We start from the raw sequence: 17,350 nt of genomic DNA, 5'->3' as shown, positions 1-17,350 counted from the left end.
TAACTGGGCAGGGATATCAGTGGCATAACGGTTGATTACCGTCAGCCGCCTCAATTGCTCGTTGCCGCCCCGCTCGGGCCAAGCAAGAATTGGGGAACCGCCCCACACGGCTCGAAGCGGTCCGGAAGGACTGTGCCGTGCTGCGCCCTCACCCGACCTTGCCCGCCTCGCGGGCGCGTATCCGAAGGGAGGACCGTGACCCTCGGATTCGCTCCGTCCACCGCCTCGCTCGGCTCGAGCTCCGCCTCAGCGAGCCGGCTCGCCCGGATGCTGGAGCCCGCCGATTGGGCCGCGGCCGGAATTCCCTTGCTGCGCAGTCCACGTGAGGTCGTGAGCGGACTGCACTCGCGCCATCGCCCGCTGCCCACGACCGCGGTCGTGGCGGTGCTCGACCACGAGGAGCGTCTCACCGCGAGCGCCTCGTTCGTGCGCCGTCCCGGCCCCGCCGACGGCTGGGAGTTCCGGAACGCGCTCCTGGCCCACCTGCGGCGGGTGGTCCCGCACGACCTCCGGCGGCGCGCCCCCGTCAGGACGGCGGTACTGGTCTACTGCCGCGACGGCGACGAGCGGTGGACGGAGGAGGACGGGGCCTGGATGTGGGGGCTCCGTGACGCCTGCACGCTCCACGGGCTGCGCTGCGGCGCGTACATCACCCTGACCATGGCCGGTTGGCAGGTCTTCGGCGAGGGCCGGGGCGGTCGTCGGCCGAGTTCGGACTCCGTGCCGCTCGCGCTGGGCGAGCCGACCGACGAGCCGGGGCACCTCGCTCCGCGGACGGCGGGCGGGGCGGCCGAACCCCTACGCAGGGTCGCGGCACGCTGAGCGGGCCGGCCGCTCCGCCGGGCCGTTGCCGGTCCGGCGGAGACGCGACCGGTCAGACTCCGGCGCCGAGGACCGTGCCGACCCGCTCCGGGTCTCCGCAGACCACGAGCAGGGCACCGGCGCGGGACCGGGCGACGGGCAGGGCACGGGCGGCCACGTCGTCGCCGCCGTTGACCGCGACGATCACCACGGGGCGGGCGGTGACCCGTTCCACCGAGGCGGCGTCCGCGAAGAACACGTCCTCCGCGGTCTCCTGCTGGGCCCAGTAGGAGGACTCGCCGAAGGACAGCTCGTGCGCGGTCCAGGGGTGGCGATCGCCGGTGGTGAGCACCAGGACCTCACCGGGCGACCTGCCGCTGTCCAGCAGCAGGTCGAGGGCCTCCTCGGCGGCGTCGAGAGCGCCGTCCGCGGAAGCCGGGATGAGCTGGAGCTGGGGGCTGCCGTCGCCGGAACGATTCTCCGGACGGCTCTTGGGCGCGGGCGGGCCCGGAACGGGACGCGGGGCCGGCGGTCCGGGACGGGCCGGGCCGGGAACCGGTCCACCGGGACGCGGGGTGGCCGCGGAACGCGGGCCGGGTACGGGACGAGGGGTCGACGCGGGGCGGCCGGCGGCCGCGGTGGCGCTAGGACCCTGGGCGCTCTCGTGAATCTGAGGCTCCTCGGGAGGGAGAGGCATGGGTGGATGTCTATCAAATGCCGTTTCGGACGGCACCGTCGGGTGGGCACACAGGTGCGCCCCCGGTCCTTCGGATCCTCGTCGGTGAGGTTCCGCGGCCGGAAGATCAGAAGTCGAAGCCGAGTTGGCCCCCGCTCTCCAGAGCGGCCGCCTCCGCGGAGAGACGGACCTTCTTGAGGTGGCGCCATCGGGGCATGGCGTCCAGGTAGGACCAGGAGAGCCGGTGGTACGGGGTGGGTCCCAGCTCTTCGAGGGCGGCCTTGTGGACGGGCGAAGGGTAGCCCGCGTTGGCCGCGAAGCCGAAGCCGGTGCAGTCGGCGACGGAATCCAGCTCGGCCATCATGGCGTCCCGCCGCACCTTCGCGATCACGGAGGCCGCGGCGACGGCGACGCAGGACTGGTCGCCCTTGATCACCGTGCGCACCCGCCAGGGGGTGCCGAGGTAGTCGTGCTTGCCGTCGAGGATCACCGCGTCCGGGCGGACCGGCAGGCCGTCGAGGGCGCGGACGGCCGCGAGGCGCAGGGCGGCGGTCATCCCGAGCTCGTCGATCTCCTGAGGGGACGCCTCGCCGAGCGCGTAGGCGGTGACCCAGCGCTCGAGCTCGACGGCGAGGGTGGTGCGTCGCTTCGGGGTGATCAGTTTGGAGTCGGTCAGGCCCTCGGGCGGACGGCGCAGGCCGGTGACGGCCGCGCAGACGGTGACGGGCCCGGCCCATGCCCCGCGTCCGACCTCGTCGACCCCGGCGACGATCTTGGCGCCGGTGGTGGCTCGGAGCGACCGCTCGACGGTGTGGGTGGGAGGTTCGTACGGCATGGCGCCTGACAGGTTACGCCGCCGAGTACCGCGTGCGGTACCCGGATTCCCGTCAGGCGCCCCTCCCCCGCTCCGCGAGCCCGGTCAGGACGGCGACGAACGCACCAGCGGCAGCATGTTCCGGTCGACGACCTCGGCCATCTCGCCGTCGACCCATTCGCTGCCGCACACCCTCGGCCGGCGCATCATCATCGCCGGGATGACATCGAGGACAAGACCGTCGAGGGCCTCGGGACACACCTCTCCGCGCGCGATCCCGCGCTCCAGGAGGCGTCCGAGGAGCTGTTTCGGAGCTCTTTCAAGGGGCCGACGACGCCCGCCTCGATCAGCGTGCGGAGGCACACGGCGGCTCCCTCGTCGCACTCGTGAAGGGCCGCGCACAGGGCGAGGCCGGGGCGCGAGTTCCTCACGTCGCGGACGCCGTGCACGACACCCTCCACGGTCGGGCCGTTCCAGCCGACGCCGCTCAGCTGGTCGAGCGCCGTGTCCAGGATGGCGCGTTCGAGCACGGCTCCGCGTCTCCTGCTCGCCGTCCGGGCCCTCGAAGGCGTGGGCGGTGCGATCGCCTCGCCGACTTCGCTCGCCCTGATCACTCAGCGGCAAGGCCGAGGCTGCGGGCCCCGTGGCCTGACGGGCTGTGCGGTGGCCCGGGCCCGCGGGCCCGGGCCACCGCGATGTTCAGCTCCGGGCGGGAGCCTGGGGCACCCAGGCGGGGAGCGCCTCCGTGCTGTCCAGCCATGCGGCGGGGGGCGCGCCCTCGGCCGCGGAGGCCACCACGCCGCCGGCGATGGCGCAGGTCGTGTCGACGTCTCCGCCGACCTGGGCCGTCGTCCAGAACGTCGACTCGAAGTCGCCCAGGCCGCGGGCGGCGGACCAGAGGGCGAAGGGAACCGTGTCGTGCGCGGTGGTGCGACGGCCGCTGCCGAGCACGGCCGCGACGGTGCCGGCGTCGCCGTAGTCCAGCATGTCGCGGGCCCGGCGCAGCCCCGCGCCGACCGCGCTGCGCGGGACCAGGGCGATCACCCCGTCGAGCAGCGCCTCGGGGGTGGGAGGACCGGCCGGGTCGGCCGCGAGGGCGGCCGCCGCGGCGACGGCCATGGCGCCGACCACGGCCTCCCGGTGCTGGTGGGTGGGGTAGGCGGAGATCTCGGCCTGATGGGTGGCCTGCTCCGGGTCGTCGGCGTACCAGGCGCCCAGCGGGGCGATGCGCATCGCGGCGCCGTTGCCCCAGGATCCCTGTCCGTTGAAGAGGGCGGCGGACAGTTCGCGCCAGTCACCGCCCTCCCGGATCAACCGGAGCATCCGGTTGACGGCGGGGCCGTAGCCCCGGTCGAAGTCGTGGTGGTCGGCGAAGGAGGCGGCCAGCGCGTCCTGGTCGACGCGGTCGTGTCGGGCGAGGACGGCCAGGACGGAGCAGGCCATCTCCGTGTCGTCGGTCCACTGCCAGGGGCCGGGCGGCAGTTCGCACCGCTTCAGCAGGGGGTAGTGCGCGGGGACGAAGAACTGGGAGCCCAGTGCGTCCCCCACGGCCAGTCCGCGCAGACTGGCGAGGGCGCGGTCGAAGCGCCGGTCGAATGAGGAGTCAGCGGTCATCGGTGCGCCACTCTATCCGGTGGGGCCGTACGGTTCCGGGGTACACCAGCGTTCGAACGGGCGGTCCAGCCGGTAGCGCCCGTCCTCCCCGAGCAGCAGGACCCGGGTCTCCGCGTTGCCCGGATTCGAGAGCGACTCGAATTCGGCCACGCTCCAGTGGAACCATCGCATGCAGAAGAGACGCATGGTCAGCCCGTGGGTGACGAGCAGGACGTTCGGGGGATGGTCGGGGGCCTCGAAGCTGCGGTAGAGGCTCTCCAGGAACGCCCCCACGCGGTCGTACACGTCCGCTCCCGACTCCCCTTGCGCGAAGCGGTAGAAGAAGTGCCCGTACGCGTCCCGGTAGACCTTCTGAAGGCGTACGTCCTCCCGGTCCTGCCAGTTGCCCCAGTCCTGTTCCCGCAGTCGCGGTTCCTCTCGGATCCTCAGTTGCCCCGGTGGCAGCTTGAGGGCGTGGAGGGTCTCGTGGGTCCGCCGGTAGGGCGAGACGTACACGCTGACCGCCTCGTCCCCGAAGAGTTCCCTCAGCCGCTCCCCCGTCTCCTCCGCCTGCCGCCGCCCGGTCGCGGTGAGCCGGAGGGCGTGGTCGGGCTCCCGTTCGTAGACGGTGTCGTCGACATTGCCTTCGGATTCTCCGTGCCGTACGAGAACGATGCGCCGCGGTCGTGCCATGCTCCGACCCTAGAGGGAGACGCCCCGTTCGGCTCAGTCGAGGAGGCGGCCGGAGTCCATCCGGCGTATCCGCCCGGTGAACGCGCGCCGCAGTCCGCGGTCGTGCGAGACCACCACGAGGGCCCCGGGCCACTCCTCCAGGGCCCGCTCCAGCTCCTCGACCAGACCGAGGGCGAGGTGGTTGGCGGGCTCGTCGAGGAGCAGCAGGTCCGCGGGGCGGGCGAGCAGCCGTGCGAGCGCGAGCCGGCGCAGCTGTCCCGCGGAGAGGGCTCCCAGCGGCACGATGAGGTCGTCCGGCCGGAACAGTCCGTACGACAGGAGCCGTTCGGCCAGGCCGTCCTCGTCGAGCCCGAGTCCCAGTCCGTGGCCGAAGGCGGTGAGCAGGGGCTCGGCGGGCCGTCGGACGGTCACCTCCTGGGAGAGGAAGCCGATCCTTCCCTGTCGCCTCACCTCACCCGCGTCGGGCGTGAGCCGACCCGCCATGACGCGCAGCAGGGTGGACTTGCCGGCCCCGTTCTCCCCGTGGACGAGGAGCCGCTCGCCGGCCCGGAGGGTGAGGTCGTCGACGGCGAGCCGTTCGTCGACCCGGACCCCGCGCAGGGCGAGCAGTTCGCCGTGGGCCGCTCCGGCCTGGGGGCGGGCGGTGAAGGCCAGGGGTGGGGCCGGCTCGGACACCGGTTCCGCCCTGAGCCTGCGCAGCCGCTCCCGGGCGTTGCGGACGCGTCCGGACACGGATGCCTGGACGCGGCCGCCGGCCCGGTCGTAGGCCATCTTGTTGTTGTCCTTCATGTCCCGGCCCGCGGCGACGGAGTGGGCCGCTCCCTCCGCGTAGGCCTCCAGGCGCTCGGTCTCGGCACGCCACTCCTCGTACTCCTGCCGCCGGCGACGGCGGGTGGCCTCGTGTGCGGCGCGGAATCCCGCGTATCCCTCACCGTGCCGGACGAGGGCCTTCCGGTCGGTGTCGACCTCGACGAGGGCGGTGGTGACTCCCTCCAGGAAGACGCGGTCGTGGGAGACGGCGACGATCGTCCCCCGGTGGCTCCGGAGGGACTCCTCCAGCCAGTCGAGCGCCCCGGCGTCGAGGTGGTTGGTGGGTTCGTCGAGCAGGAGGACCTCGGGTGCGGCGGCGATGGCGCAGGCGATGCCGAGCCGGGCCTGTTCCCCTCCGGAGAGGCTGCCGAGCCTGCGGTCCCGGGCAATGTGGGCGATCCCGAGGGCGTGCAGCGCCTTGTCGACGCGGGCGTCGGCCTCGTATCCCCCGCGGAGCTCGTAGGCGGTGAGCAGTTCGCCGTATGCGGCGAGGTCGTCGGCGGCGGCGCGGTCCAGGCGAGCCTCGAGGGCGCGCAGTCGGGCCTCCATGGCACGTAAGTCGGCGAGCGCGGCGTCGACGGCGTCGGCCACCGTGTCCTCCGGCGGCAGCTCGGGGGTCTGGTGGACGAGCCGCAGGCCGCCGTCGGTCAGGACTGTGACCCGCCCCTCGTGCGGCGCGATCCTGCCGGCGAGCAGGTGGAGGAGGGTGGACTTGCCCGCGCCGTTCTCCCCCACGATTCCCACGCGCTCGCCGGGGCGGACGGCGAGCGAGACGTCGTCGAGGAGTAGCCGCTCCCCACGGGAGACGGTCACGTCGTGGAGCGAGATCTGTGCAGGCATGGCACCTCCCGGAACGGAATGCAAACACAACCCTTGTTGCGTTAATGGCGAGTGTGGCACACTCGGAACCACTAATGCAACGGGAGTAGCAATTGAGCGAGACGAGTGAAGACTCCGGCGCCCCCGCGCCAGGCAGCCGGCGCCCCGGCGGACGCACCGCCCGCACCCGGACCGCCGTCCGCGACGCCGTCCTGACCGGACTCACGGAACACGGGTACCCCGCCCTGACGGTGGAGTACGTGGCGGAGCACTCCGGCGTGCACAAGACGACGCTCTACCGCCGCTGGGGCGGGGTGGAGGGCATGGTGGCCGACGCCCTCGACCTCGCCGGGGAGGACGCGTGGACTCCGCCCGACACCGGCAGCCTCGCCGGCGACCTGCGCGCCCTCGCCCGCGAGGTCGTCGAGGGGTTCAGTGACCCGGCCCATGCCGCCGCGCCCACCGCCTTCGTCGGCGCCGCGTTCCAGTCACCGCGCGCCGCAGACGCCCTGCGCTCCTTCTACGCCGAGCGGTTCCGCCGCTGCGAGGAGGTCGTGACCAGGGCGATGGACCGCGGCGAGGCCCCCGCCGCCACGGACGCCGGGGCGGTGGTCCGGGCGGTCTCCGCCCCTCTCTTCCTCCGCCTCTTCGTCACCCGTGAACCCGTCGACGAGAGCGTGGCGGACCAGGCCGCGGACGCGGCGCTGGCAGCGGTGAACGCGGGCGTCTTCGGCAGACGGACCGAGCGCCCGGGCCAGGCGTCGGCCCCCGGCGCGGCCGTCGGCACGTCCGCCGCCGGGAGCTGAACGGTCAGACGGTCCAGGTCGGTTCGAGCCGCACCACGTCACCCGTGAGCGCGGCCACGTCGGCCTCGGTCTGCGCCCGCAGGCCGAGGCGTTCGACCCGCTCCTCGCGGTACTTGCCGTGCTCCGCAGCGGAGTTCCACAGGGAGAGCACCAGGAACTCGTGGCCCGGCGACTCGCCGAAGAGTCCCCGCAGCATGCCGGGGGACCCGGCCATCGCCGGGTTCCACACCTTCTCCTGCATGAGGGCGAAGTGCTCCACCCGCTCCTCATGGACGCGGCAGTGCGCCACCCGCGCGACGTCCGCGTCGGCGAACTTCGGCTCGAAGCCGGTCTTCACGTCGAAGCGGTGGTCGAAGAGCTTGATCTGCGCGTCCTTGAACGTGCCGGACTGCGCGGCGGCGAGCCGGTCGTGCGAGCGGGCCATGAAGGAGTCGTAGAAGGCCCGGCTCTCCCAGAAGGAGAAGATGTGCGCGACCTCGGGGCGGGCGCGGCTCCAACCGCCGCCCTGCCCCCGGAAACCCGGCTCCCCGAGCAGCCCCGCCCACTTCCGCTGCCCCCGCTCGAACCCTCGACGGTCCACGACGGCGCAGCGAATCCACTTGACCAGCACCGCGCCATCGTACGGGTCAGGGGAGCGCCCCGGCAGACCGTCGCCCCAGATGGACAACGGCGCTTGAGGTGCCGTCAGGCACCCCTTCCTTTCAGGCCAGTCGGGCGTCGAGTTTCCGGCACGTCCCGCCCCGGAACAGCACTCGGAGACCTCAGCCGACCCAACTGTCCTACGTGCGTGACACCATGAAGAAGGACCCGGGGCGACGGGCCCGCACAGGTGATCGGGGAGAGGGGAAGCATCGTGAGCGGACTCAACAAGGGCGTCGGCAAGGTCGAGGTGGCGCTCAAGTGGGACCCGGCGCCGGCGGGCGCGCCCGCGCACGACCTGGACCTCGTCGCCGCCGTCTTCACCGCCGACGACCCGCACGGGACGCCCGCCCAGCTGGTCCACTTCGGCAGCCGCTCCCCCGACGGGACGATCACCCTCCTCCGCGACAGCCGCACGGGGCAGGGATTCGGCTACGACGAGGCGATGACCCTGGAGCTCGACCGGCTCGCGCCGCGCTACGTCCGCGTCGTGGTCGGCGTGGCGATACAGCAGTCCGGCGGCCGGATCGTCTTCGGCTCCATAGCCCAGACCGCCGTGCGGGTCAGCGAGGGCTACACCGAACTGCTCGACGACGACCTCTCGGCAGCCGCCGACGCGACCGCGGCGACGGTCGTCGAGTTCACCCGGGACGGCTCGGCGGGCTGGACCTTCCGACGCCTGTCCCGAGGGTTCGACACCGACCCGGCGACCTTCGGCTCGCTCATGGGCTCCGCGCGCGCCTGACCCGGCGCTCCCACCGCCCCGGCGCCCGCCGGAACGGTCCGGACACGACGAAGGGCGGCGGAACCGGCGTCCGGTCCCACCGCCCGCCCGCCGGGATCACTCCCGGCGGGTTCATCGCCTCAGGTCAGCTGCAGCCGCTGGTGGAGCCGCAGCCCTCGCAGATGTAGCAGGAGCCGGCGCGCTGCATCTTCGTACCGCAGGAGAAGCAGAGCGGGGCGTCGGCGCTGATGCCGAGCTGCATCTCGACGAGCTCCGCCGAGGTGTGCGCCTGCTTCGGGGCCGGAACCTCGGCCTTGACCACCGGAGCCGGGGCGGCGACGGCCTTCAGCTCCGTGGCGACCGGGGCGGACTGGGCCAGGCCCTCGACGTCCACGTCCTCGTCGGACTGCTCGTAGGAGCCGGTCTCCAGGTGACGCTGACGCTCCTCGGCGGAGTGGATGCCGAGCGCGGAGCGGGTCTCGAAGGGCAGGAAGTCCAGCGCCAGGCGGCGGAAGATGTAGTCGACGATCGACTGCGCCATCCGCACGTCCGGGTCGTCCGTCATGCCGGCCGGCTCGAAGCGCATGTTGGTGAACTTCGAGACGTAGGTCTCCAGCGGCACGCCGTACTGCAGACCGACGGAGACGGCGATGGAGAAGGCGTCCATCATGCCCGCGAGGGTCGAACCCTGCTTCGACATCTTCAGGAAGACCTCGCCGAGACCGTCGTCCGGGTAGGAGTTGGCGGTCATGTAGCCCTCGGCGCCACCGACGGTGAAGGAGGTGGTGATCCCCGGGCGGCCCTTCGGGAGACGCTTGCGGACCGGGCGGTACTCGACGACCTTCTCGACGGCCTCGCGGATCGTCGCCTCGGTCTTCGCGGTCACCTCGGCCTTCTCGTCCTCCTTCTTCTTGGCGGAGAGCGGCTGGCCGACCTTGCAGTTGTCGCGGTAGATCGCGAGCGCCTTGACGCCCATCTTCCACGCCTCGAAGTAGACCTCCTCGACGTCCTCGACCGTGGCCGTCTCCGGCAGGTTCACGGTCTTGGAGAGGGCGCCGGAGATCCACGGCTGGATGGCGGCCATCATGCGGACGTGGCCCATCGCGGAGATGGAGCGCTCGCCCATGGCGCAGTCGAAGACCTCGTAGTGCTCGGTCTTCAGACCCGGGGCGTCGATCACATTGCCGTGCTCGGCGATGTGGGCGACGATCGCCTCGATCTGCTCCTCCTGGTAGCCCAGGCGGCGCAGGGCCTGCGGGACGGTGCCGTTGACGATCTGCATCGAGCCGCCGCCGACGAGCTTCTTGAACTTGACCAGGGCGAGGTCGGGCTCGAGGCCGGTGGTGTCGCAGGACATCGCGAGACCGATGGTGCCGGTCGGGGCGATGACGGACGCCTGGGCGTTGCGGAAGCCGTTCTTGGCGCCGAGGCGGATCACGTCCTGCCAGGCCTCCGTGGCGGCGGCCCAGATCGGCGAGTCCAGGTCGTCCACGCGGACGGCCGTCTCGTTGGCGTCGGCGTGCTGCTTCATGACGCGCTGGTGCGGCTCGGCGTTGCGGGCGTAGCCGTCGTAGGCGCCGACGACCGCGGCGAGCTCGGCGGAGCGCTTGTACGAGGTGCCGGTCATCAGGGAGCTGATGGCACCGGCGAGCGCGCGGCCGCCGTCGGAGTCGTACGCGTGGCCGGTCGCCATCAGCAGGGCGCCGAGGTTGGCGTAGCCGATGCCGAGCTGGCGGAAGGCGCGGGTGTTCTCGCCGATCTTCTCGGTCGGGAAGTCGGCGAAGCAGATGGAGATGTCCATCGCGGTGATGACGAGCTCGACGACCTTGGCGAAGCGCTCGACGTCGAACGACTGGTTGCCCTTGCCGTCGTCCTTGAGGAACTTCATGAGGTTCAGCGAGGCGAGGTTGCAGGACGTGTTGTCCAGGTGCATGTACTCGCTGCACGGGTTCGAGCCGTTGATGCGGCCGGACTCGGGGCAGGTGTGCCAGCGGTTGATCGTGTCGTCGTACTGGATGCCCGGGTCGGCGCAGGCCCACGCGGCCTCGGCCATCTTGCGGAAGAGCGACTTGGCGTCGACCTTCTCGATGACCTCACCGGTCATGCGGGCACGGAGACCGAAGGTGCCGCCGGACTCCACGGCCTTCATGAACTCGTCGTTCACGCGGACGGAGTTGTTGGCGTTCTGGTACTGGACGGACGTGATGTCGTCGCCGCCCAGGTCCATGTCGAAGCCCGCGTCACGGAGGGCGCGGATCTTCTCCTCCTCCTTGACCTTGGTCTCGATGAAGTTCTCGATGTCGGGGTGGTCGACGTCGAGGATGACCATCTTGGCGGCGCGGCGGGTGGCGCCACCGGACTTGATCGTTCCCGCGGAGGCGTCGGCGCCGCGCATGAAGGAGACCGGGCCGGAGGCGTTGCCGCCGGAGGAGAGGAGCTCCTTGGAGGAGCGGATGCGGGAGAGGTTCAGGCCGGCGCCCGAGCCGCCCTTGAAGATCATGCCCTCTTCCTTGTACCAGTCGAGGATCGACTCCATGGAGTCGTCGACGGACAGGATGAAGCAGGCGGAGACCTGCTGGGGCTGGGGCGTGCCGACGTTGAACCAGACCGGCGAGTTGAAGCTGAAGATCTGGTGGAGGAGGGCGTACGTGAGCTCGTGCTCGAAGATCTCGGCGTCGGCGGGCGAGGCGAAGTAGCCGTAGTCCTCGCCGGCCTTCGTGTAGGTCTTCACGATGCGGTCGATGAGCTGCTTCAGACCGGTCTCGCGCTGCGGGGTGCCGACGGCCCCGCGGAAGTACTTGCTGGTGACGATGTTGACCGCGTTCACCGACCAGAAGTCGGGGAACTCGACGCCGCGCTGCTCGAAGTTGATCGAGCCGTCGCGCCAGTTGGTCATGACGACGTCACGGCGCTCCCAGTTCACCTCGTCGTACGGATGCACGCCGGGGGTGGTGTGGATGCGCTCGATCCGCAGGCCCTTGCTCGCCGCCTTGGCTCCCTTGGTGCGGGAACCACGTGCCGGGCCGCTCGCCGTCTCTGTCATGCCGCCTCCCATATACGGGCAAAACACCCTTTGGCGCCCAGATAATTCCAGAGCACCGTCTTCTGTACTACGTTCTGTACTGCTTGACCCGCGGGCACCACGGAGGTCGCCCGGGGCAGGTCTTCACGGCCGCACGGCGGCCGGTCGCCGGGCCGCGAGGGCCCGGGCCGCCGTCAGTCGGCGGCGCCGGCGGGAACGGACACCTCGGGGGTGCCGGTCCCGCCCTTCTCAGCGGGAGGCCGCACGCGGAGTTCCGCGATGGCGGCCTCGAAGTCTTCGAGCCCCTCGAAAGCCTTGTACACGGACGCGAAGCGCAGGTACGCGACGAGGTCGAGCTCCCCCAGCGGTCCGAGGATGGCCAGGCCCACGTCGTGCGTGGTCAGCTCGGCACTGCCGGTGGCGCGCACCGCCTCCTCGACCCGCTGGCCGAGCTTGGCGAGGGCGTCCTCGGTGACCGGCCGCCCCTGACACGCCTTGCGGACGCCGGAGATGACCTTGGTACGACTGAAGGGTTCGGTGACGCCGGAGCGCTTGACCACCATGAGCGAACAGGTCTCCACCGTGGTGAAACGGCGGGCGCAGTCGGTGCACTGACGGCGGCGTCGGATGGACGTGCCGTCATCGGTGGTGCGACTGTCGACGACCCGGCTGTCGGGGTGCCTGCAGAAGGGGCAGTGCATTGGTTACGACCCTCTCCTCACGGCATGACCGAACAGCCTCGCCAGGCCCGTCAAGGCCCTCGAAGCGACCACCAGCATAGGCGATGGACGGCACCCCGGCAGACCGGGGACCACTATCCCTGGGTGGCCGGTGACATCCAACCACTAGATCTTGGGTTGGGGACGTTGCGACACCCCCGCGTGTCGCGGGACCCCCGGAGCCGCGTCCGTGCCCCGCGAATGGGAGACTGGGAGGGCGTGCCGGGGCCGGACAACCCAGCGGCGAAGGCTACCGTAAGGGCGGGCGCGGCCCCCTCGGCCCCCTCGGGCCCCACCCCCATACACCCCCACCCCCGCACACGTAAGGCAATCTGCGGATTTTCACTCGAACGTGTGTTTGGCGCAACCTTTCGAAAGCTACTACCGTTGTGCCAGCCAGGGAGACCATTCGAGAGGGGCCGACGACGTGACCACCACCGCAGACAGCGCCACCATCACCGCCCAGGACCGCTCCCAGGGCCGACTCGAGCCGGTGCACGCCATGAACGACACAGCCATGAACGGCGAGGAGCCCGGGCGTCCCGCCCGAGCCCTCCCCGGAAGGCCTCCAGGCATCAGGGCCGACAGCTCCGGTCTCACCGACCGCCAGCGCCGGGTCATCGAAGTCATCCGCGACTCGGTCCAGCGGCGGGGCTACCCGCCGTCGATGCGCGAGATCGGTCAGGCGGTGGGGCTCTCCAGCACATCGTCGGTGGCGCACCAGCTGATGGCCCTGGAGCGCAAGGGCTTCCTCCGCCGCGACCCGCACCGTCCCCGGGCGTACGAGGTGCGCGGCTCGGACCAGCCCAGCACGCAGCCGACCGACACCACCGGCAAGCCCGCCGCGTCGTACGTGCCGCTCGTCGGCCGGATCGCGGCTGGCGGCCCCATCCTGGCCGAGGAGTCCGTCGAGGACGTGTTCCCCCTCCCCCGGCAGCTGGTCGGTGACGGCGAGCTCTTCGTCCTCAAGGTCGTCGGCGACTCCATGATCGAGGCCGCCATCTGCGACGGCGACTGGGTCACGGTCCGCCGCCAGCCCGTCGCGGAGAACGGCGACATCGTCGCCGCCATGCTCGACGGCGAGGCCACCGTGAAGCGCTTCAAGCGCGAGGACGGCCACGTGTGGCTGCTCCCGCACAACGCCGCGTACCAGCCCATCCCCGGCGACGAGGCGACGATCCTCGGCAAGGTGGTCGCCGTACTGCGGCGGGTCTGACCTCACCCGCCGGCTCGGACCGGGCCCCGGGACCCACTGCGCCGGTCCCGGGGCTCGCTGTACGTTCCCGCTTTCCTGGCTCGCGTCCGGCCCCGGTTCACCGCCGGGGCCGGAGGTGTGCCCGGGTCCGGCGGCTCAGGCGCCGTCGGCCTTCGCCTTCGCGTCGATCGCCGCCAGCGACCTGCGCACCTGGTTGCGGTCGGTCGTGTACCAGAAGTCGGGCATCGAAGCCTTCAGATAGCTGCCGTACCGCGCGGTGGCGAGCCGCTGGTCGAGGACGGCCACCACTCCCCGGTCACCGGTCGCGCGGACCAGGCGACCCGCGCCCTGGGCCATCAGCAGCGCCGCGTGCGTCGCCGCCACGGCCATGAAGCCGTTCCCCCCGCCCTCCTCGACCGCCTTCTGGCGCGCGCTCATCAGCGGGTCGTCGGGGCGCGGGAACGGGATCTTGTCCATGACGACCAGCTGGCAGCTGGGCCCCGGCACGTCCACGCCCTGCCACAGCGACAGCGTGCCGAAGAGACAGGTCTGCGGATCGGCCGAGAAGTTCTTGATCAGCTCGCCGAGGGTGTCCTCGCCCTGGAGCAGGATCGGGAACTCCGGGATGCGGCTCCGCAGCTCCTCCGCCGCCAGCTGGGCCGCACGCATCGAGGAGAAAAGCCCCAGGGTCCGGCCGCCGGCTGCCTGGATCAGCTCGGTGAGTTCGTCCAGCATGTCGCCGCGGTCGCCGTCCCTGGCGGGCTTGGCCAGGTGCTTGGCGACGTACATGATCCCCTGCTTGGGGTAGTCGAACGGGGAGCCGACGTCGATGCCCTTCCACACGGGCAGGTCGTCCCCGGTGGTGCCCTCGGGGGCCAGGCCGAGCGAGGCGCCCACCCCGTTGAAGTCGCCGCCCAGCTTGAGCGTGGCCGAGGCGAGGACGACGGAGCGCTCGGTGAAGAGCTTCTCCCGCAGCAGTCCGGAGACCGAGAGCGGTGCGACCCTGAGCGAGGCGCCGAAGCGGTCGTGGCGCTCGTACCAGACGACGTCGTACTCGGACCCCTGGGTGATCCGCTCGGCGACGCCGTGCACCGTCTCGACCGAGGCCATCGCCTGCTTGCGGACGGCGTCCTCGTCCTGCACCGAGCGGTCGCGGGTGTTCCCGAGCGCGGTGATCACGGCGCGGGCCGCGTCGCGCAGCGCCATCAGCGCGTACGCCAGGTCCTCCGGGATCTTCTCCAGGCGGCCCGGCAGGGCCAGCTCCATGACCCGCTCGAAGCCTTCGGCGGCGGTCTGGAGCTGGTCGGCGACCTTCTCGTCCACCAGCTTGGCGGACCGGCGGACCGCCCGGTTCACCTGGCCCGGGGTGAGCTCGCCGGTGGCCACGCCGGTGACCCGGGAGACCAGCTCGTGCGCCTCGTCGACGATCAGGACCTCGTGCTGGGGCAGCACCGGGGCGCCCTCGATCGCGTCGATGGCGAGCAGGGCGTGGTTGGTGACGACGACGTCGGCGAGCTTGGCGCGCTCACGGGCCGCCTCGGCGAAGCATTCCGCCCCGTAGGCGCACTTGCTCGCGCCGAGGCACTCCCGGGAGGAGACCGAGACCTGGGCCCAGGCCCGGTCGGAGACGCCGGGCGTCAGGTCGTCCCGGTCTCCGGTCTCCGTCTCGTCCGACCAGTCGCGCAGCCGGAGCAGGTCCTGACCGAGCTTGCTGGTGGGGGCGGCCGCCTCGAAGGGGTCGAACAGGCCGTCCTCCTCGTCCTGCGGGACCCCCTCGTGGAGACGGTGCAGGCACAGGTAGTTCGACCGGCCCTTGAGCATGGCGAACTGGGGGCGGCGGCGCAGCTGCGGGTGGAGCGCGTCGACCGTCCGCGGCAGGTCGCGCTCGACGAGCTGGCGCTGGAGCGCCAGGGTGGCGGTGGCCACCACCACCCTCTCCCCGTGCGCGAGCGCCGGCACGAGGTAGCCGAGCGACTTTCCGGTGCCGGTGCCCGCCTGGACGAGCAGGTGGGAGTTGTCGTCGATGGCCTCGGCCACGGCCTCGGCCATGGTGACCTGGCCGGGCCGCTCCGTGCCGCCGACGGCGGCGACGGCGGCGTGGAGGAGGTCGGGGAGGGATGGCTTCGTCATAGCGTTCCCAGCCTAAGGGGCCGCACCGACAGCGGAGGCACCCCTCCGGATCACGCGAGGGGGTTGGGGACGGTGCCGTGGACGGCGGCGTGGGGGCGGTCGGAGCGGTCGCGGTAGCCGTCCATGTGCAGCCGGTTGCGGTTGAGACAGAGCCGTTCGATCCGGGGCGTGAGCAGGTCGAAGAGCTCGAACCGGTCCTTGAGCTCGGGGAAGCGTTCCTGGTGGCGGATGATCTCGGCCCGGACGAGGGCCCAGAAGTCCGCTTCGGGGACGTCGAGTTGTTCCTCGCACAGCGGGGCGAGGTAGCGGAAGACGCCGACGAAGAGCCCCGAATGGATGAACTGGGTGAGGAAGCCGGGTTCCTCGGTGAGGAGGACGGCCCGGACGTCGTCGGGCATCGTCCCGTGCTCGGGGAGCGGGTGGGCGCTGATGTTGACGTCGTCGACGAAGTCCTTGATCGCCAGGCGGACGGGGACGTCCTGCTCGTCGAAGACGACGATCGCGTTCTCGCCGTGCGGGGAGAAGACGGTGCCGTAGCGGTAGAGGAAGTGGAGCAGGGGCGGCAGCAGGGCGGCGAAGAGGCGCCGGAGCCACACGGCGGGGGTCAGACCGGAGCGCTCGACGAGTTCGGCGACGAAGGCGCGGCCCTCGGGATCGGTGTGGAGCAGGGAGGCGAGGGTGCGGGCGCGCTCGCCGGGCGGCAGGCGGAGCGGTTCGCGCCAGATCGCGCCGAGCAGCTCCTTGTACTGGTACGGGACTTCGGGCAGCCGGTCGTAGAGGGGGTGCTCGACGGTGACCGAGGCGACCTCGCCGAGGAGGATCACGCCGCATTCGTCCCGGAGGAAGGGGTCGGCGTCGCGCAGGCCGTGGACCCAGGCGGTGACGGCGGGGGCGGCGAGGGTGCGTTCGGTGGGGAGTCCACGCCAGACGAGGGTGTTGAGGACGGAGAGCGGCAGTTTGACGGTGTGCCGGTCGGGTCGGCTGGTGTTGAGGAAGGTACGGATGGACTGCTGCGGCAGCCGGAGGTCGCCGTCGGCGGGGAGCGGGACGAGGGTGCCGGCGGCGATGGCGGGGGCGTAGAGCGGGAGCAGGACCTCGTCCCACTGCCAGGGGTGGACGGGCAGCAGCAGGTAGGTGTCGGGGTCGAAGCCGCGGGCGGTGAGTGCGGAGCGGAAGGCGTCGAGGACGGGCGGGTCGAGTTCGCCCGCGTACAGCTGGTCGGGGGTGTCGAGTCCTTCGACTCCGCGGTAGGCGGCGATGCGGTCGCTGACCGCGATCCATGGGAGGCGGGTGGCGCGGCGGGCTTCGGGGGCCCAGCGGGCGGCGTCGCCGGCGGAGAAGCCGATGCGTCCCTTGTTGAGGACGAGCCAGGGGTGTCCGGTCTGGTGGCCTTCGAGCGCGGCGTAGGACAGGTCGGCGAGGCGGTCGGCGGTGAGGGCGGTGTGGTCGAGGCGGGCCTCGGCGGCGAGGGTGGTGGAGAGCTCGCGGATGAGGTGACCGAGGGTGGCGCCGTCGAGGCCGAGGAGGCGGCGGGCGCCGACGAGCAGGTCGAGGGGGTCGGTCAGCGGGTGGCCGTCGCGGGTGATCGTGTCGGGGTCGACGCGCCAGCCGCCGTAGGCGCCGCGGCGGGCGGTGAAGGCGAGGACGCGGCCGTCGTCGAGGGCGAGGGAGTACCGGTCGGGAGAGTCGGCGGGGACGGGAGTGAGGATCTCCTCGTAGGCGAACTCGCCGAGGGCCTTGGCGAGGGTGCGGGCGGAGGCGCGGGTCCAGGCGGTGGGGTTGAGCTCGGGGGGCGCGAGCAGTTCGGGGACGGGAGGGGTGGCCGCGGGTCGTGCGGAGTCGTGGGGTGCTGGGGACGTCGTCACAAAGACTCCTCGAAGTGGGAACCGCTGTGGGTCGAGCGGTGTAT

Annotated in this window: 15 protein-coding genes; 4 read left to right on the top strand and 11 right to left on the bottom strand. The window is 71.8% G+C overall.

Annotated elements, in window-relative coordinates; translation table 11 throughout:
• Nucleotides 1-195 precede the first annotated feature (195 nt).
• Complete coding sequence (locus tag IE321_RS06120) at nt 196-822, top strand: hypothetical protein (RefSeq protein ID WP_043227273.1); 627 nt, start codon at nt 196-198, stop codon at nt 820-822.
• Nucleotides 823-874: 52 nt separating this feature from the next.
• Here IE321_RS06120 and IE321_RS06115 read toward each other — a convergent pair whose 3' ends face one another.
• The 6 genes from IE321_RS06115 to IE321_RS06090 form a co-directional block, all read right to left on the bottom strand.
• Nucleotides 875-1,498: a hypothetical protein gene (locus IE321_RS06115; RefSeq protein ID WP_190222046.1), complete on the bottom strand. Its 624-nt coding sequence runs from the start codon at nt 1,496-1,498 to the stop codon at nt 875-877.
• 106 nt (nt 1,499-1,604) lie between these two features.
• The gene (rnhB, locus tag IE321_RS06110; protein WP_043227275.1) at nt 1,605-2,312 is read right to left on the bottom strand and encodes a ribonuclease HII; all 708 of its coding nucleotides are present in this window, start codon (nt 2,310-2,312) and stop codon (nt 1,605-1,607) included.
• 188 nt (nt 2,313-2,500) lie between these two features.
• The gene (locus IE321_RS06105) at nt 2,501-2,821 is read right to left on the bottom strand and encodes a hypothetical protein (protein WP_372470200.1); all 321 of its coding nucleotides are present in this window, start codon (nt 2,819-2,821) and stop codon (nt 2,501-2,503) included.
• A 169-nt stretch (nt 2,822-2,990) separates the two neighbouring features.
• Nucleotides 2,991-3,905: an ADP-ribosylglycohydrolase family protein gene (locus tag IE321_RS06100; protein ID WP_190222045.1), complete on the bottom strand. Its 915-nt coding sequence runs from the start codon at nt 3,903-3,905 to the stop codon at nt 2,991-2,993.
• A gap of 12 nt (nt 3,906-3,917) precedes the next feature.
• The gene (locus tag IE321_RS06095; protein ID WP_043227278.1) at nt 3,918-4,577 is read right to left on the bottom strand and encodes a histidine phosphatase family protein; all 660 of its coding nucleotides are present in this window, start codon (nt 4,575-4,577) and stop codon (nt 3,918-3,920) included.
• Between the two features lie 33 nt (nt 4,578-4,610).
• Nucleotides 4,611-6,227, bottom strand: a complete 1,617-nt coding sequence (locus tag IE321_RS06090; RefSeq protein WP_190222044.1) for an ABC-F family ATP-binding cassette domain-containing protein — start codon at nt 6,225-6,227, stop codon at nt 4,611-4,613.
• A gap of 92 nt (nt 6,228-6,319) precedes the next feature.
• Here IE321_RS06090 and IE321_RS06085 point away from each other — a divergent pair, with 92 nt between their 5' ends.
• Nucleotides 6,320-7,012, top strand: a complete 693-nt coding sequence (locus IE321_RS06085) for a TetR/AcrR family transcriptional regulator (protein ID WP_190222043.1) — start codon at nt 6,320-6,322, stop codon at nt 7,010-7,012.
• A 4-nt stretch (nt 7,013-7,016) separates the two neighbouring features.
• Here IE321_RS06085 and IE321_RS06080 read toward each other — a convergent pair whose 3' ends face one another.
• Nucleotides 7,017-7,622, bottom strand: a complete 606-nt coding sequence (locus IE321_RS06080; protein ID WP_043227300.1) for a YdbC family protein — start codon at nt 7,620-7,622, stop codon at nt 7,017-7,019.
• Between the two features lie 243 nt (nt 7,623-7,865).
• On the opposite strand from IE321_RS06080, the gene IE321_RS06075 reads away from it, so the two are divergent.
• The gene (locus IE321_RS06075; RefSeq protein ID WP_190222042.1) at nt 7,866-8,396 is read left to right on the top strand and encodes a TerD family protein; all 531 of its coding nucleotides are present in this window, start codon (nt 7,866-7,868) and stop codon (nt 8,394-8,396) included.
• 124 nt (nt 8,397-8,520) lie between these two features.
• Here the strand turns inward: IE321_RS06075 and IE321_RS06070 are convergent, their stop codons facing one another.
• Complete coding sequence (locus IE321_RS06070) at nt 8,521-11,418, bottom strand: vitamin B12-dependent ribonucleotide reductase (RefSeq protein ID WP_043227282.1); 2,898 nt, start codon at nt 11,416-11,418, stop codon at nt 8,521-8,523.
• 173 nt (nt 11,419-11,591) lie between these two features.
• A complete protein-coding gene (gene nrdR, locus IE321_RS06065) occupies nt 11,592-12,098 on the bottom strand; it encodes a transcriptional regulator NrdR (protein WP_043227284.1) in 507 nt (168 codons plus the stop codon).
• 445 nt (nt 12,099-12,543) lie between these two features.
• Here nrdR and lexA point away from each other — a divergent pair, with 445 nt between their 5' ends.
• Nucleotides 12,544-13,332 carry a transcriptional repressor LexA gene (gene lexA, locus IE321_RS06060; protein ID WP_031010805.1) on the top strand — a complete coding sequence of 263 codons (789 nt, stop codon included), beginning with the start codon at nt 12,544-12,546 and terminating at the stop codon, nt 13,330-13,332.
• A gap of 135 nt (nt 13,333-13,467) precedes the next feature.
• Here the strand turns inward: lexA and IE321_RS06055 are convergent, their stop codons facing one another.
• Both IE321_RS06055 and IE321_RS06050 read right to left on the bottom strand, forming a co-directional pair.
• A complete protein-coding gene (locus IE321_RS06055; protein ID WP_190222041.1) occupies nt 13,468-15,441 on the bottom strand; it encodes an ATP-dependent DNA helicase in 1,974 nt (657 codons plus the stop codon).
• A gap of 50 nt (nt 15,442-15,491) precedes the next feature.
• Nucleotides 15,492-17,306, bottom strand: a complete 1,815-nt coding sequence (locus tag IE321_RS06050) for an IucA/IucC family protein (RefSeq protein ID WP_190222040.1) — start codon at nt 17,304-17,306, stop codon at nt 15,492-15,494.
• Nucleotides 17,307-17,350: the final 44 nt, after the last annotated feature.

The organism is Streptomyces hydrogenans (assembly GCF_014656075.1).
Lineage (GTDB): Bacteria > Actinomycetota > Actinomycetes > Streptomycetales > Streptomycetaceae > Streptomyces > Streptomyces hydrogenans.
Note: the sequence above shows the minus strand (reverse complement) of the source record. Positions and strands in the feature narration are given on the sequence as shown.